Raw genomic sequence first — 14,239 nt, forward strand, 5'->3', positions numbered from 1 at the left:
AGGGCTCCCTGCGGTGACTCAGGCGCCGCTGGCGGCGCGGACCTCCTCGATCGTCACCGGCCGGTGCTCCGCGGCCGAGAGGGTGGCCGCCTCGGCAGTCCACGTGGTGCCCATCGCGTCGGCCACGGTGCACGGGTTGTCGACCTCGCCCGCCGCGACCTGCGTGAAGACGCCCATCTCGATGCGGAAGGCCTCGGCCAGGCGGTCCATGAAGAACTCGTGGGCCGGACCGCTCGGCCAGCTGATCCCCGGCTGCGTGGAGCGAAGGGGGAGCCCCTCGTCCAGTCCTGCGGCCACCGCGTCCTTGACCCCGTGCACCTCGAGCCGCACGTCGTATCCGCGGCCGTTGGTGCGGGTGTTGGACACGACGCCGATCGTGCCGTCGGAGAGGGTGAGCAGCGCCGAGACCGTGGAGTGGTCGCCGTGCGCCGCGTACATCTCGTGCGGGGCGTCCGGGTCGACCGCGCCAGTGGCGTAGACCTCGACGACCTCCTGACCGGTCACCCAGCGCACCGCGTCGAAGTCGTGCACCGAACAGTCGCGGAAGACCCCGCCGCTCCCGGCGAGGTAGGCGGCCGGCGGGGGAGCCGGGTCCAACGTGGTGGAGCGGACCGTCGTGATCCGACCGAGCGCGCCCGACCGCACCGCGTCGCGCGCCGCGACGAATGCCGGGTCGAAGCGCCGTGGGTAGCCGATCTGCACGGGCACGTCGCTCTCGGCGACCGCCGCCTCGACGGCCAGGGCGTCGGCGAGGGTCCCGGCGATGGGCTTCTCGCACAGGGCGGGGACTCCCTGCGCGACGGCGGCGCGGATGAGGTCGGCGTGCGCGGCGGTGGCAGCGGCGATGACGACACCGTCGAGCCCGTCGGCGAGCAGGGCGGCCGGGTCGGCGACCGCGCGGGCCTTGCCGATGCGACCGATCACCGCGTCGACCGCCGCCGACACGGGGTCGGTGACGACGAGCTCCTCGACGTGCTCGAGCCCCGCGAGGGTCGTGGCGTGGAAGGCGCCGATGCGCCCGAGTCCGATGAGTCCGATGCGCATCTCAGTCCTGTCCTCCGATGACCTGCTGGTCCCAGTCGATGACGGAGCCGGTGACGACGCCGCTGCGGTCCGAGAGCAGGAAGACGACCGCGTCCGCGATCTCGTCGACCTGCCCGAGCTTGCCCATGGGCAGGCGCGCGTTGGCCTGCTCCACCCAGTCGTCGCCAGCGCCGTGCCAGCGTCGCTGGGTCTCGTCCTCGCCAGAGGTCTCGGTCCACCCGATGTTGAGGGCGTTGACCCGGATCCGGTCGTGCTTGTGGGCGTGGGCGACGTTCTTGGTCAGACCCATCAGGCCGGCCTTGGCGGCGACATAGGGCGCCAGGAAGGGCTGCCCGCCCCGCGCGCTGATGCTCGAGATGTTGACGATCGTGCCGGGCTCGCCGCGGGAGGTCATGTCCGCGATCGCGGCCTGCATGGTGAAGAAGGGACCGCGCAGGTTGGTCGCGACCTGCCGGTCGAAGAGCTCGGGCGTCGTGTCGAGGATCGACCCGCGGTCGGTGAGGCCGGCGCAGTTGACGAGGCAGTCGATGCGGCCGTACCGCTCGCTGGCCGCCGCCACGACCCCCTTCGCCTGCTCGGGGTCGGACACATTCCCCGTGACGGCGCTGACGGACTCGCCGAGCTCGTCGACGAGGGCCTCCCCGGGCTCTGGGCGGCGGCCGGTGACGACGACGGAGGCGCCCTCGCGGACGGCAGCGGCGGCGATGCCGGCGCCGAGTCCGGACGTACCGCCGACGATGACGACGACCTTGTCGGTGAGCAGCTCCTGCATCTAGTTGTACTCGGCCGTCAGGTTGTTGACAGTCGACTGGTCGGGGCGAGGCCGCCGAGTGCGGTGTGGCGGCGTTCAGTGTTGTCGTGCTCGAGCCAAGGTGCAAGGGCGTCTGCTCGTTGCTGGTTGCTGGTGAAGACCTTCCGGTAGGCCCACTCGGTTTGCAGGGTGCGGTTGAAGCGTTCGACCTTGCCGTTCTGCCAGGGGCAGTGGGGCTTGATGAACTTGTGCTTGGCACCGAGCTGTTCGAGGACCTCGCGCACCTGTGGGCGCACTGACGCGAGATGCCCTGGGCCTTGGCCGCGTGCGCCACGGCCCACCCTTCATCGACGACCCGCTCGACGAGCAACTGTCGACCGCGCTGGTTCAGGTCTCTCCCTTCGACACCTTGGCGACCGCGGTGCCCGATGACCACGGCCCGGTGGGGGAGTTCGCGGTCCACACGGTGGTGTCGCTGCCAGCAGGTCGTTGCGCTTGCTCAGGGCGTACCAGCGCCCGCGGCGGGTGAAGACACTGAGCGTCTGGGAGACCCCGTCACGCGCCGCGATCATCTCGGTCGCGTCAGCCTGCGAGCGGGACCACCCGCCGCCGTCCCAGTAGCGCCAGCGCGACTGGTTCAGCAGGTCGTCGGGCCGCATCCCGCGCGACGCGAAGGGAGTACCCCACGCCTGTCGGAGCCCGGGTTGGCGGTGCCGTAGACGTAGACCCACCGGTCCTTGCCGGTGCCGACGAGATAGGGGTCGACCCGGGCGAGCACCGGTGCGCCCGTGGCGAAGAAGGCGACGACCACCAGCCCGAGACCCGCCCACCCGAAGAGAGCTTCGAGCGCGATGGTCGAGACCGCGGCCGCTCCGGCGACGGCGGGCGCCACGAGCACCTCGACCCAGCTGCCGCGCAGCACGAGCACAACGATGAGCGCCCCGCCGACGACGGAGGCGGAGCCGATGACGAGGGTCTGGCGCAGCGCGCGCAGGTGGGTGCGGGACACCGGCCCGTCGCGCAGGCTCGTGCCCACCGCGAGGAGGAACCCAGGAGCAGGGCGAGGGCGACGGCAAGGCGGGCGGCCTCCCTTCGCTCGTCGGCGTCAGCGGGGCCGACGGTCTCGACGTCGACGGTGCGGCCAAGACTCTCGTCGATCTACTCGACGCGGTCGCGAATCGCCGCGTCGAGGGTGTCCTCGTTGGTCACCGCACGCAGGTCGAAGGGGTCGCCCGGCAGGTCGTCGTAGTGCCGGGCCACGCTCTCGGCGACGACCGGGTCGGCGGCGACCACCGCGGGCACGGCGTGCGGACTCAGGTCGTCGGACCCCGCGAGGACAAGGGCGGCCCACGCGATCTCGGCGACCACGACGACGGCGAGCACCATCGCGACCGCGGGGGGCATGACTTGCCGCCACCGCGGACGGTCCGGATCGGTGGGGCCCACGGCCGAAGGCTAGGGGAAGTCCGGTCGGCATGTCGGGTTCGGTGACACGCGCTTGACTCGGCCGTGACGCGCTGTGAGTGTGAAGGAGTCAGAAGTTCACCACGCACGACAATTGGAGACTCGCCATGAAGGCTGTCGTCTATCAGGGGCCCAGAGATGTCGCGGTCACGGATGTTCCGGACGCGAAGATCGAGCGCCCCACCGATGTGCTGGTCAGGATGACAACGACCAATATCTGCGGCTCGGACCTGCACATGTACGAGGGACGGACCTCCTTCGAGGAGGGCCGCACCTTCGGCCACGAAAACATGGGGGAGGTGGTAGAGATCGGTAGGGGCGTGGAGAAGGTCCAGGTCGGCGACCGGGTCGTGCTGCCCTTCAACATTTCGTGCGGGTTCTGCAAGAACTGCGAGCGCGGGCTCACGAACTACTGCCTCACCACCCAGCCTGACCCGTCTGCCGCCGGTGCGGCCTACGGATTTGCAGACATGGGTTCGTACGGCGGCGGCCAGGCCGAGCTGCTCCGGGTGCCCTTCGGCGACCACAACGCACTGCGCCTGGGCGAGGACGCGGAGGAGAAGGAGAATGACTACGTCATGCTCTCCGACATCTTCCCCACCGGTTACCACGCCACCGAGATGGCTGGCGTGATCCCGGGCGACAGCGTCGTGATCGCTGGAGCCGGTCCGGTGGGTCTGATGGCTGCGCTGTCCGCGACGATCAAGGGCGCCGCGAAGGTCATGGTGGTCGATCGCCACCCCGACCGGCTCGCGCTGGCCGAGCAGATCGGAGCGATCGCCATCGACGACTCCAAGACCGACCCCGTGCAGGCTGTGCTGGACCAGACCATGGGACTCGGAGCCGACCGTGGCTGCGAGTGCGTGGGCTACCAGGCCCACGACCCGCAGGGGAACGAAGACCCGGCTGCCACCTTGAACATGCTCATCAACTCGGTGCGTTTTACCGGCGGGATCGGCACCGTCGGCGTGTTCGTCCCCCAGGACCCGGGGGCCAAGGGCGAATTGGCCAAGCAGGGCAAGGTGGCCATCGACTTCGGCACCCACTGGTTCAAGGGACAGACCATGGGCAACGGTCAAGCCCCGGTCAAGAGGTACAACCGCCGGCTGCGTGACCTGATCGCGGCTGACAAGGCGAAGCCGTCCTGGATCGTCTCCCACGAGATCTCGCTGGACCAGGCCGCCGACGCCTACAGGAACTTCGACTCCAGGTCTGAGGGCTGGACCAAGGTCGTCATCAAGCCGGGTATGTCCGACGGAAAGAAGACAAACTGACATGGCAGCAGATCTGCAGGGCAAGAGAGTCGCGATCCTCGCCGCGGACGGGGTCGAGCGCGTCGAACTCGAGCAACCCCGCGAGGCTCTGGACAAGGCCGGCGCTCGGACCGAGGTCCTCTCGGTCGATGAGGGCGAGATCCAGGCCCGCGACAACGACCTGGATCCGGCGGGGACGTTCGGCGTCGACGGGCTGGTGGCTGAGGCCTCGGTGGCCGACTACGACGCCTTGGTGCTTCCGGGCGGCACGGTGAACCCCGACAAGCTCCGGGTCGACGAGGACGCTGTCGCCTTCGTCCGGGACTTCGTCGAGAGCGGCAAGCCGGTGGCGGCGATCTGTCACGGACCGTGGACGTTGATCGAGGCCGGCGTGGCCACCGGTCGCACCTTGACGTCCTTCCCGAGCATCCGCACGGATCTGCGCAATGCCGGCGCGAACGTCGTTGACCAGGAGGTCGTGGTCGACAAGAATCTCATCACCAGCCGCTCGCCGGAGGACCTACCGGCGTTCTCCGTGGCGATCGTGTCCCAACTCGCGGGCACCACGACAAAGGAAGAGGAGAAGTCATGAGTGTGACCAAGGGATTGCTGGTCAGGTTCGACGCGCTGCCCGGCAAGGAGGACGACGTGAAGGAGTTCCTTGACAGCGGCCGTGCGCTTGTTGAGCAAGAGCCGGCGACCACCGCGTGGTTCGCGATCCGCCTCGGGCCCTCCTCCTTCGGGATCTTCGACGTGTTCCCCGATGACGCCGGACGTGACGCTCACCTGTCCGGCCCTGTTGCGGTAGCTCTCGGCGAGCAGACCGGTGCGTTGTTCTCCGAGCCGACGATCGAGAAGCTCGACGTGTTGGGCTCCAAACTTCCCGCCTGACACCACAGACCGGGAGTACTGACCCAGACATGAGGGGTCGCTGCGCGCGGTGACTTCGGGCTGACACAGTCCGTTGACGCCGTGGCAGCGGCCCCTTATCTTGCGGCCTATCGCACATCCCCAACAGATCGAGGAACCGCGATGACAGGAACTGACGACGACGTTGCCACGACGCGTTCACCCGAGGTAGCAGTGATCGGGGGCGGGATCGTCGGTCTGTCGACGGCGTACGCGCTGCGGGAGCAGGGCGTTCCGGTGCGCTTGTACGAGGCCGGTGTGCCCGGAACGGGTCAGTCCGCAGGCGAGTCGCGGATCTTCCGGCATGCCCACGACGACCCGCGACTCGTCGCTCTCGCGCGCGAAAGCCGCGGCGTATGGGATGAGTGGGCCGAACACTTCGACGTCGAGCTGGTCTCATCAGACGGTGTCGTGGCGATCGGCGACAGCGCCCTGGCGCGGCTGCGGGTGCTCGACCAGGTCGGCGGCGTGGAAGCGCACGAGATCGATGCAGCCGAGCTCGCCCAGCGAATGCCGCTGCTCGCTGGGTACTCGGGGCCAGCGGTGCTCGACGAGTCGGGCGGCGCGATCCGCACCCGCACCGCGATCACGGCACTCGCGGGTGCCCTCGCAGATGCCGTCACCACCGCCGAGGTCATCTCCATCGATCCCCGCGCCGATGGGACGGTCGAGGTGCGCAGCGTCGCCGACCGGGCTGTCTACTCCAAGGTCGTCGTGTGCGCCGGCCGCGAAACCGCCCGCCTGGCCCGCAGCGTCGGCCTGTCGCTGCCGGTTCGCCTTGCCGCACACGTCCGGCTGACCTTCGACGTGAAAGCCGCCGCCCCGGCACGAGTCGCGTGCCTGCAGGACAGCAGCGGCGTCTTCGGCGAAGTCGGCGTGTACGCGACGCCGCTACCGGGCAACAGCAGTTATTCGGTCGGACTCAGCGACACCGTCGGCGTCCGCGACGACGGAACGTTCATTGACCCTGCGGCGATTGGATCGCTGGACGAACGCGCACGCGACTACGTGACACGGGCGCTGCCCGGTCTCCACCCAGAGCCGCGCGACTTCCTTCACTGCTGGGTGACCGACCTCCCGTGGAGCGAGGACGGCGTGGCCGTGTGGGAGGCAGGCTCTGTCTTTTTTGTGGCCGGTCACAATCTGTTCAAGCAGGCACCTGCGCTGGGTCGCGCTCTTGCCCGGGCTGCGACCGGCGGCGGTCTCAGGGGCGAGCTCACGCCCGAAGCGCGCCTCGGCGAAGCCCAGGACACGACGTGCTCGTGAGACGGAGTCAGCTTCGATTGGAACAGCTCGCCCGTGTCACCATCGATCGCCGCCGCAGCAACAGATCGTGCATGCACGTCGAGCCCAACACTCGTACGCTCGGTAAACACCGGGGCCTCCCACAACTGTCGGACAGGCCGAGCAGGCAGCCCCTACTCGGTAACCCACGAACATGTGTGAGAGAGGCCCCGGCCCGCAACCCCTCGGTCAGCCCGAGTGGTCACCCATACCGTCTAGTCCTCCTGGGTGGTGCGGCGGGTGGAGTGGGCGGCCAAGCGGGTGGCGAGGTCCGCCGGCGCGGCGCCCTCGGCGAGCGCCTCGCGGACGATGTCGGCCTGCGAAGGGGGTGACATCCCGTCGACGGGCTGGTCCCGGTCGAGGTTGGTCGGGAAGGCGTAGCCCTCGGCGCTCGCGGCGACGGCGTGGCTCACGTCCACCCCAGCGGTGCTGCGGGACAGGAGCGCCGGGTAGATCGCGGTGACGATCCGCTCCCGGTCGACCGACTCCATGGCCCGGCCGAAGGCGGAGCTGATCTGCAGGAGGTTGGCCATCCGGCGCACATCGCCCGTGGTGTTGGACCCGGCCGCGTGGAAGAGGGCGGGGTTGAAGAAGACGACATCCCCCTTCGCCAGCGGCAGCTGCACGTGGTGCTCGGTGAAGTAGTCCTGGAACTCCGGGAGCCAGTAGGCGAGGTAGCCGGGCGGGTACTTCTGCGAGTGGGGCAGGTAGAGGGTCGGCCCGGTCTCGATCGGCATGTCGCAGTGGGCGATCGCGCCTTGGAGGGTGAGCACGGGCGAGAGGGCGTGCACGTGCCGCGGGTAGCGCTCGGTGACCTCGGGCGAGGTGAAGCCGAGGTGGTAGTCGCGGTGCACGGTCTGCCCGACGCCGCCGGGGTTGACGATGTTGACCTGGCTGGTCACCTGGTAGCCGGGGCCGAGCCACGACCGCGCGGCGAGCGCGACCAGGTCGTCGGCGTAGTAGTCGACGAAGTCCTCGGGGTGGGCGACCGCCAGCTTCTCGAGCGCGTTCCAGATGCGGTCGTTGACGCCGCCGGCCGCGAAGTGGTCGCCGACCTCGCCGCCGGCCGCCCGCTCGGTCGCGATGATCTCCTCGAAGGCCGCGGACACGCGGTCGAGGACGGGGTGCGAGAGCGCGCCGGTGATGACGAAGATCCCGGGACCGTCGGCGAGGACCGCCGCGAGCTCGGACTCCACGGCGGCACAGCCCTCGTCGGTCGCGATCGCCGCGCGCAGGCGCGCCGCGTCGTAGATCGGCACCTGCTGCTCGACGCGCTCGGTGAAGGCCAGGTCGGGGTCGCTCTGGTCGGCCAGCAGCGCCGCCAGGTCCTCCACGCGGCAGTCGGCCTGCCGCAGCCGGGCGAAGGGGGTGGACGTCGTCGTCATGCCCCCAGCCTTCACCACCAACCTGGACGTGTCGAGGACGTGCCTCCCCGGTAGATTTTCACCAGAGCCCGACCTCGATCACCCCCCACGGAGACCATGAGCCTGCGCGCCCGGACCCAGCCAGCGGACCTCACCCTCAGGGCGGGCGCCACCGGGCATCGCGTCGCCCTGGCCAACCTCCGCAAGAACTGGCCGTCGGCGGTCACCCTCGTCGTCATCTGGGGCGGCTACTCGTACCGCAACAACGACAGCTGGAGCCAGACGCTGGTCAACGCCGGCCTGGTCCTCGGGGGTGTCCTCGGCGCAGTGGCGGTCTACAACGCCCTCTACAGCCGCTCCACGGTGGTGCTCACCCGCGACGAGCTCGTCGTCACCCGGATGGGGCGACGTCAGCGTCTCCCGCGGGCCGAGGTGGGCGGGCTCGTGCGGGGCAGCACCAGCAGCCTGAGCATGAGCTCGGTGCCGGGGTTCTACTGGTTCATCACCGACACCCGTGACGAGCGCTTCGTCGCCCTGCCCGGATGGCTCTTCCCCGATGGCGCCTTCGAGGACCTGTCCCGGGAGCTCGGGATCCGCCCCCGCGCCGTCACCGACCGGGAGGAGGAGGTCCGCCTCTCTCCCCTGTGGATGAAGAACGTCCTCGTGACGGGGGTGCTCTCCGCCGTGGTGCTCATCGGCATGGTCGCCCTCGTGCTGCAGGGTGCCGGCGCCTGGCAGGACTGGCGGCAGGAGCGTGCCGAGCGCGCCGCGGAGAGTCGTCATGTCGCACAGGTCGAGCCCCGCCTGACCGCGTCACGGTACCAGCACCTGAAGTTCTCCGAGCACGATGTCGCGACCTCACCGCTCACGGTCTCGGCCTCTGCCGAGGAGCCTGCGGACGTGCGGCTGCGATCCGCGATCGCCCTCGTCGGCACGCACCGGGAGCTGCCGGCAGCCGAGACGATGGACCTGCTCGCCCTCCAGTGCGCCCCCTCCGAGCCGGGGGCCGAGGTGACCCGGGCCAGCGTCACCTACGAGTCCGACGACGACCTCGGGTACGAGCGCGTCGTCGACCTCGAGTGCGGCGCCGATCGCAAGGTCGTCGAGGAGTGGCTCACCTGGGCCGAGGAGCACCCGGCGACATCCGCCATCGGCCAGCTCACGCTGGAGTCCACCATCGGACACGACGGCGAACTGAGGCGTGAGGCGCAGATGTGGGTGCCGGACGCCTCGGACGACCGCTTCCGTGCGGCGGTCGAGTACATGTGCGCCCACCCCGGTGCCGACGAGGTGGACCTGCGGGTGAACGACGAGGACTTCACGCGCAGCCTCGACGTCGTCGACTGCTCCGGCGGGTAGCAGGGGATCAGCACGTGTGATCCCCTGGCCTTCAAGAGTCAACTTCAGCACCACGGACGTGCTCCCGTCCTCTGACCCGCTCACACCACCGAGAAGTCCGCCATCATCATCCGGTCCTCGTGCTCGAGGTTGTGGCAGTGCAGGACATACCGCCCTCGGTAGCCCACGATCGGGACCAACAGCTCGATCCGCGAAGCCGGCCCGACGTCCACGGTGTCCTTCCACGCCGGCGCCCCGTCCTGCTCCACCTGGAAGTGCACGAGGTGCGCGTGCACCGGGTGGTGCACATCGGTCGTGAAGCGCCACCGCTCCAGGGTCCCGAGGCGAGGTCGCGCGATGTCGACACCCGGCTCATAGGGGCGTCCGTTGATCGACCACATCGCCAGGCCCCCACCGTCGCCGGATCCGCCGCCCGCACTGCCGTGCGAGGAGTGCGAGCCGCCCTGCCCCAGGCGCGTGCCGAGCGAGAGGTGGAAGTCACGGGTCGTCACCACCGAGGCCGGGTCGAGCCGCTCGATCGTCGACAGTCGCTCGGGCACGTGCGAGTCGTCCCCGGCCCGCCGCGCCACGTCGAAGCGCATGACCTGGCCCATCGCCCTCTCGTCCAAGCGGTTGACGAGCGAGATCTGCGACCCGACCGCGTGCTCGGTGAAGTCGACGACCACATCAGCTCGCTCGGCCGGTGCGAGGGTGAGGGTGGAGCGCCGGTGCGGGCGCGTGAGCAGGCCCTGGTCTGTGCCGACCTGCACGATCTCGGTGCCCTGCCCGAAGCCACCGTCGAGCGCCAGCTCGAGCCGACGCGCGTTGCAGGCGTTGAGGATCCGCAACCGGTAGCGCGCGGCGTCGACGTCGAAGTGCGGCCACGGTGCGCCGTTGACGAGCATGACGTCGCCGAGCAGCCCCCCGTGGTAGCGGTGGTCGATGACCCCTTCGCTCACCGGGTAGACGAGCTCCGCATCCTCGCCGAAGGACCGGTCGGTGATAACGAGGGTCAGCTCGCGCTCGCCGCGTGGCAGCCCGAGGTCCTCCTCGGCCGGGTCACGCAGGACGAAGGCCCCGGCCAGGCCCGCGTAGACATTGGGACCCGTCAGGTCCATCGCGTGGTCGTGGTACCAGAGCGTGGCCGCGCGCTGGTCGAGCGGGTAGCGGTACTCCCGCTCCTGGTCCGGCCGCACGAAGTCGGTCGGGTAGCCGTCGCCCTGGGGCGGGACCACGCCGCCGTGCAGGTGGTTGACGATCGGGACGTCGATCTCGTTGCGCACGGTGAGGTTGAGGGGCTCCCCCTTCGTCGCTTCGATCGTGGGTCCCGGGAAGGTGCCGTCGTACCCGGCGATCTCCGTGGTGTAGCCGGGGAGGATCTCGATCCCCTTGCGCCGCACCGTGACCCGCGCCTTTCCTGCGCCATCAGGACGAAGGGAGGTCAGCCGCGGCAGCTCCGTGACGAAGGGGGAGGGCAGCGGCACCCTGCTCGGCAGCAGCGCCCCGGTCGAGCCACCGGGAGCGGTCAGGACGAGGCCGCACGCGGTGAGGCCGACCCCGGAGACGATGCCTCCCGAGAGGGCGAACAGCTGGCGACGGGACAGGCTCATCGGCGGGCCCCCTTCGTCCACGGCCAGATCGCCAGCCACAGCGCGAGTGCCACCAGCAGCACGCCGAGCGGGATGTGCACGGCCAGCAGTCGGGTGTGGCCCATCGCGACCTGCCCGGTCGTGAGGACGCCGAGGGCGATGCTGCCGATCCCTACCGATGGTCTGCGGGCGAGGGCCGCGAGCAGCACGCCGACAGCCGCGGTGGCCATCGTCGGGAGGACGAGGATCCCGCCGGTGATCGAGTGCAGGTCGAAGGCAGCCCAGCTCCCCTGGAGGAAGGATCCTATCGAGATCGGTTGCAGGACGAAGAGGATCGCCTGCGGGATCGTCAGGACGCGGAAGATCCACAGGGTCGCGAGGGCAGGGGAGGACATGCCTTCGACGCTATGGACCGGGGCCGCCCCAGACCATGGGCCCGGCACCCGGACCCGGGGTGGGGATCGCCCCCCTTCGGGCATCGGGCTTGACCCTCACGTGACGTGAGGCAGCACGCTCGTCCCATGACCAAGATCGCGCGGCTGTCGCAGACTGGCCTCATGGAGGCGCTCACGGTGGGACAGGTGGCCGAGACCTTCGGCGTGACGGTGCGGACGCTGCACCACTACGACGAGGTCGGGCTGCTGCACCCGAGCGAGCGCACCGGTGCGGGCTACCGGCTCTACACCGCCGGCGACCTGGAGCGGCTCAGCACGATCGTCGTCTACCGACGGTTGGGCTTCTCCCTCGAGGAGATCGGTGAGCTGCTCGACGGCGCCGACGTCGTCGAGCACCTGCGGCGACAGCGCGATCTGGTCACGACGAGGTTGGCGGAGATGTCCGACCTCGTGGCAGCGATCGACCGACGACTGGAGGCAGAGATGGACAACAAGCCGGCCACGACCGAGGACCTCAAGGAGCTCTTCGGCGACGGCTACAACGAGGAGTACCGGGCCGAGGCGCAGCAGCGCTGGGGTGACACCGACAAGTGGGCCCAGTCCCAGGAGCGGACCAAGGACATGACCCCCGCGCAGTGGGCGGAGGTCAAGGCCGAGACCGAGGGCTTCGAGTCCGACCTCGGTGCCGCTGTCCGCGCCGGGACGCCGGTCGACGGCGACGCCGCGGCCGCCCTCGCCGAGCGCCACCGGGCGAGCATCGCGCGCTTCTACGACTGCGACCACGAGTTCCAGGTCTGCCTGGCGCAGATGTACCTCTCGGACCCGCGGTTCACCGCGCACTACGAGGACATCGAGCCCGGCACCGCCCAGTGGCTGCACGACGCGATCGTGAGCAACGCGGCCAACGCCGGCTGAGGTGAGACGAGCGCCAGCGAGAAGCCTCGAAGCCACGGTGGCTTCGAGGCTTCGGCCGTGGACGGCCTACGCACCTCAGCCAGCGTTGGCTGCGCGCGCGGCTGCCGAGGCGAAGCCGAGCCAGGTGTGCCGGTTGCCCGCCCAGCACCACCCGACCTTGGGGGCGCCCTTGCGCGCCGCGCCGTCGCGGCCGGTGCCGTTGCTGATCCACAGGGCCGGGGTCCGCGAGTCCAGTCCGGCTCCCTTCGCCCTGGGCTTGCGCGAGGCGATCGTCATGAAGCAGCGGTTGCGCTCGAGCCGTCCCGGCTCCTGCAACAGCCAGCTGATCCCCTCGCTCACGGTGAGGGGGTGGCGCCCGCGCTCGCGGATCGCGGGCAGCGCCTCGTCGGGCGACCAGTTGCCCATCTCGTCGCCGCGCTCGAGGTCGGTGATCCAGTACAGCGGCGCGTCGGGCACGACCTCACCGTCGATCGGCACGAACTCCGCGAGGTCCGTCAGGTCCTCGACGACGAAACCGGGCGTGCCCCCGAGAGCCAGCAGCGGCGCGAGGTCTGCGGCCGCGACGAGCGAAGGGTGGACCACCAGCACGCCACCGCCCTCCAGGGCGTCGGGGACGAGGTCGGCGAAGGCGGCGTCGGTGAGGCCCGCGAGGGCAGGCACCCCGAGCTCGACGAGTCGGGCGGTCCGGGCGGCGGCATCGGTGGTCATCGTCGGTGGAACGAGACGGCCCAAAACTTTCTTCCCCACGGCCCAATCCGGATCGGCGGCGGGTCCGAACCCCCTCCTGCCACAACGAGGCGGCACCTGGTCGCCGGGCTACAGGAGGACTATCAATGCGCACCTCACGAATCGCCACCATCGCCGCAACCGCCGCCCTGGTCGGTCTGCCCCTGCTCGCGAGCCCCGCCAGTGCGCAAGGGCACGAGGGCGGTGAGCTGACGGCCACGCTGACCCAGCTCAACGACTCCGGCGCCTCGGGCACCGCGTGGGCCAAGGTCACCGGCAACCAGGTCGAGATCAAGCTCGACACCAAGGGCCTGCTCCCCGGCGCCCCCCACGCCCAGCACATCCACATCGGTGGCACCAACAGCTGCCCGAGCAATGACCAGAAGGGCAGCGGCTTCGAGGGCGCGCTGCAGACCAGTGACGCGGTCGACCAGTACGGCGCGGTCAAGGTCTCGCTGACCCAGGACCCGGGCAAGACCGACGCGTCGGCGGCCCTGGACGTGGCCAACTTCCCGACCGGAGCCACCAACTCCTACTCGCGCACGGTCACTGTCGATGACGCAATCGCCAAGCAGATCGCCGCGGGCGACGGTGTCGTCGTCGTCCACGGTGTCGACCACGACGGCTCGGGCAAGTACGACGGCAGCGTCAAGTCCGACCTCGACCCGAAGCTGCCCTCCGAGGCCACCGACCCGGCAGCCTGCGGTGAGCTCAACGTCGCCCAGATGAACATGCCGCAGGGCGGCGTCGAGACCGGTGGCTCCGACACCGCCGGTACCGAGTACGCCGGTGGGTTCGCCCTCGGTGCACTGGCCCTGGGCCTGGGTGGTGTCGGCTTCGCCGCCACCCGTCGCATCAAGACCAACCGCTGATCGAGATGACGACCGAGCAGACCGGCGGACACCGCCGACGCACAGCAGCCGTCGTGGCGTCTGCCGGGCTGCTCCTGGCCGGCGCCGGGACCGTCGGGTGGGCAGCCACCCACCAGGTCCCGGCGCCTCCCATGCCCGTGGCCACCTCGAGCTCGAGCAGCAGCTCCAGCCCGAGCGTGGCCACGCCCACGAGCTCGTCGACGAGCTCGTCGACCGGACCCTCCTCGGCCACGTCCTCGGCCGCCTCCTCGACGACGGCGGCAGCACCCCCTTCGCCCACCACGGCGACACCGCTCGCCAGGTCCAAGCCCACCGCGGTCCGGCTGCCGAGCATC

At 70.1% G+C, this 14,239-nt stretch carries 16 protein-coding genes and 1 pseudogene; 7 read left to right on the plus strand and 10 right to left on the minus strand.

Translation table 11 applies throughout. From position 1 onward, the window contains the following. Nucleotides 1–18: 18 nt before the first annotated feature. The 5 genes and pseudogenes from EXU32_RS15905 to EXU32_RS15930 form a co-directional block, all read right to left on the minus strand. A complete protein-coding gene (locus EXU32_RS15905) occupies nucleotides 19–1,044 on the minus strand; it encodes a Gfo/Idh/MocA family protein (protein ID WP_130630790.1) in 1,026 nt (341 codons plus the stop codon). 1 nt (nucleotide 1,045) lies between these two features. Next, nucleotides 1,046–1,816: an SDR family oxidoreductase gene (locus tag EXU32_RS15910; RefSeq protein WP_130630791.1), complete on the minus strand. Its 771-nt coding sequence runs from the start codon at nucleotides 1,814–1,816 to the stop codon at nucleotides 1,046–1,048. A 17-nt stretch (nucleotides 1,817–1,833) separates the two neighbouring features. After that, nucleotides 1,834–2,055: pseudogene (locus EXU32_RS15915) on the minus strand (integrase core domain-containing protein); the annotation flags it as partial. 377 nt (nucleotides 2,056–2,432) lie between these two features. Then, entirely contained in the window at nucleotides 2,433–2,831 is a 399-nt protein-coding gene (locus tag EXU32_RS15925) for a hypothetical protein (RefSeq protein WP_130630792.1), read from the minus strand. A gap of 122 nt (nucleotides 2,832–2,953) precedes the next feature. Then, nucleotides 2,954–3,241 (minus strand): hypothetical protein, encoded by a 288-nt coding sequence (locus tag EXU32_RS15930; RefSeq protein WP_130630793.1) that lies wholly within the window; start codon nucleotides 3,239–3,241, stop codon nucleotides 2,954–2,956. A 218-nt stretch (nucleotides 3,242–3,459) separates the two neighbouring features. Here EXU32_RS15930 and EXU32_RS15935 point away from each other — a divergent pair, with 218 nt between their 5' ends. The 4 genes from EXU32_RS15935 to EXU32_RS15950 all read left to right on the plus strand — a co-directional run bounded on the left by EXU32_RS15935 (nucleotide 3,460) and on the right by EXU32_RS15950 (nucleotide 6,687). Continuing rightward, complete coding sequence (locus EXU32_RS15935) at nucleotides 3,460–4,533, plus strand: glutathione-independent formaldehyde dehydrogenase (RefSeq protein ID WP_347400281.1); 1,074 nt, start codon at nucleotides 3,460–3,462, stop codon at nucleotides 4,531–4,533. Between the two features lies 1 nt (nucleotide 4,534). After that, a complete protein-coding gene (locus EXU32_RS15940; protein WP_130630795.1) occupies nucleotides 4,535–5,104 on the plus strand; it encodes a type 1 glutamine amidotransferase domain-containing protein in 570 nt (189 codons plus the stop codon). Next, on the plus strand, nucleotides 5,101–5,403 hold the full coding sequence (locus EXU32_RS15945; RefSeq protein ID WP_130630796.1) for a putative quinol monooxygenase: 303 nt from the start codon (nucleotides 5,101–5,103) through the stop codon (nucleotides 5,401–5,403). The genes EXU32_RS15940 and EXU32_RS15945 overlap by 4 nt, the downstream gene beginning before the upstream one ends. A gap of 141 nt (nucleotides 5,404–5,544) precedes the next feature. Then, nucleotides 5,545–6,687, plus strand: coding sequence for an NAD(P)/FAD-dependent oxidoreductase (locus EXU32_RS15950; protein WP_207233829.1), 1,143 nt, complete (start codon nucleotides 5,545–5,547; stop codon nucleotides 6,685–6,687). Between the two features lie 233 nt (nucleotides 6,688–6,920). Here EXU32_RS15950 and EXU32_RS15960 read toward each other — a convergent pair whose 3' ends face one another. Beyond that, on the minus strand, nucleotides 6,921–8,090 hold the full coding sequence (locus EXU32_RS15960) for a phytanoyl-CoA dioxygenase family protein (RefSeq protein ID WP_130630797.1): 1,170 nt from the start codon (nucleotides 8,088–8,090) through the stop codon (nucleotides 6,921–6,923). A 96-nt stretch (nucleotides 8,091–8,186) separates the two neighbouring features. On the opposite strand from EXU32_RS15960, the gene EXU32_RS15965 reads away from it, so the two are divergent. Then, the gene (locus EXU32_RS15965; protein WP_130630798.1) at nucleotides 8,187–9,428 is read left to right on the plus strand and encodes a hypothetical protein; all 1,242 of its coding nucleotides are present in this window, start codon (nucleotides 8,187–8,189) and stop codon (nucleotides 9,426–9,428) included. A gap of 80 nt (nucleotides 9,429–9,508) precedes the next feature. Here the strand turns inward: EXU32_RS15965 and EXU32_RS15970 are convergent, their stop codons facing one another. Beyond that, nucleotides 9,509–11,017: a multicopper oxidase family protein gene (locus EXU32_RS15970; RefSeq protein WP_130630799.1), complete on the minus strand. Its 1,509-nt coding sequence runs from the start codon at nucleotides 11,015–11,017 to the stop codon at nucleotides 9,509–9,511. Continuing rightward, a complete protein-coding gene (locus EXU32_RS15975; protein ID WP_130630800.1) occupies nucleotides 11,014–11,391 on the minus strand; it encodes a hypothetical protein in 378 nt (125 codons plus the stop codon). Before EXU32_RS15975 ends, EXU32_RS15970 begins: the two co-directional genes overlap by 4 nt. Nucleotides 11,392–11,517: 126 nt before the next feature. On the opposite strand from EXU32_RS15975, the gene EXU32_RS15980 reads away from it, so the two are divergent. Further along, nucleotides 11,518–12,306: a MerR family transcriptional regulator gene (locus EXU32_RS15980; protein WP_242612820.1), complete on the plus strand. Its 789-nt coding sequence runs from the start codon at nucleotides 11,518–11,520 to the stop codon at nucleotides 12,304–12,306. Between the two features lie 75 nt (nucleotides 12,307–12,381). Here the strand turns inward: EXU32_RS15980 and EXU32_RS15985 are convergent, their stop codons facing one another. Further along, nucleotides 12,382–13,014: a DUF5701 family protein gene (locus tag EXU32_RS15985; protein WP_130630801.1), complete on the minus strand. Its 633-nt coding sequence runs from the start codon at nucleotides 13,012–13,014 to the stop codon at nucleotides 12,382–12,384. Nucleotides 13,015–13,139: 125 nt separating this feature from the next. Here EXU32_RS15985 and EXU32_RS15990 point away from each other — a divergent pair, with 125 nt between their 5' ends. Beyond that, a complete protein-coding gene (locus tag EXU32_RS15990; protein WP_130630802.1) occupies nucleotides 13,140–13,904 on the plus strand; it encodes a CHRD domain-containing protein in 765 nt (254 codons plus the stop codon). Here EXU32_RS15990 and EXU32_RS17540 read toward each other — a convergent pair. Beyond that, nucleotides 13,888–14,238 carry a hypothetical protein gene (locus EXU32_RS17540; RefSeq protein ID WP_242612821.1) on the minus strand — a complete coding sequence of 117 codons (351 nt, stop codon included), beginning with the start codon at nucleotides 14,236–14,238 and terminating at the stop codon, nucleotides 13,888–13,890. The two genes, EXU32_RS15990 and EXU32_RS17540, sit on opposite strands and share 17 nt — an antisense overlap. Nucleotide 14,239: the final 1 nt, after the last annotated feature.

The sequence above is a fragment of the Janibacter limosus genome, assembly GCF_004295485.1.
GTDB classification, from domain to species: domain Bacteria; phylum Actinomycetota; class Actinomycetes; order Actinomycetales; family Dermatophilaceae; genus Janibacter; species Janibacter limosus_A.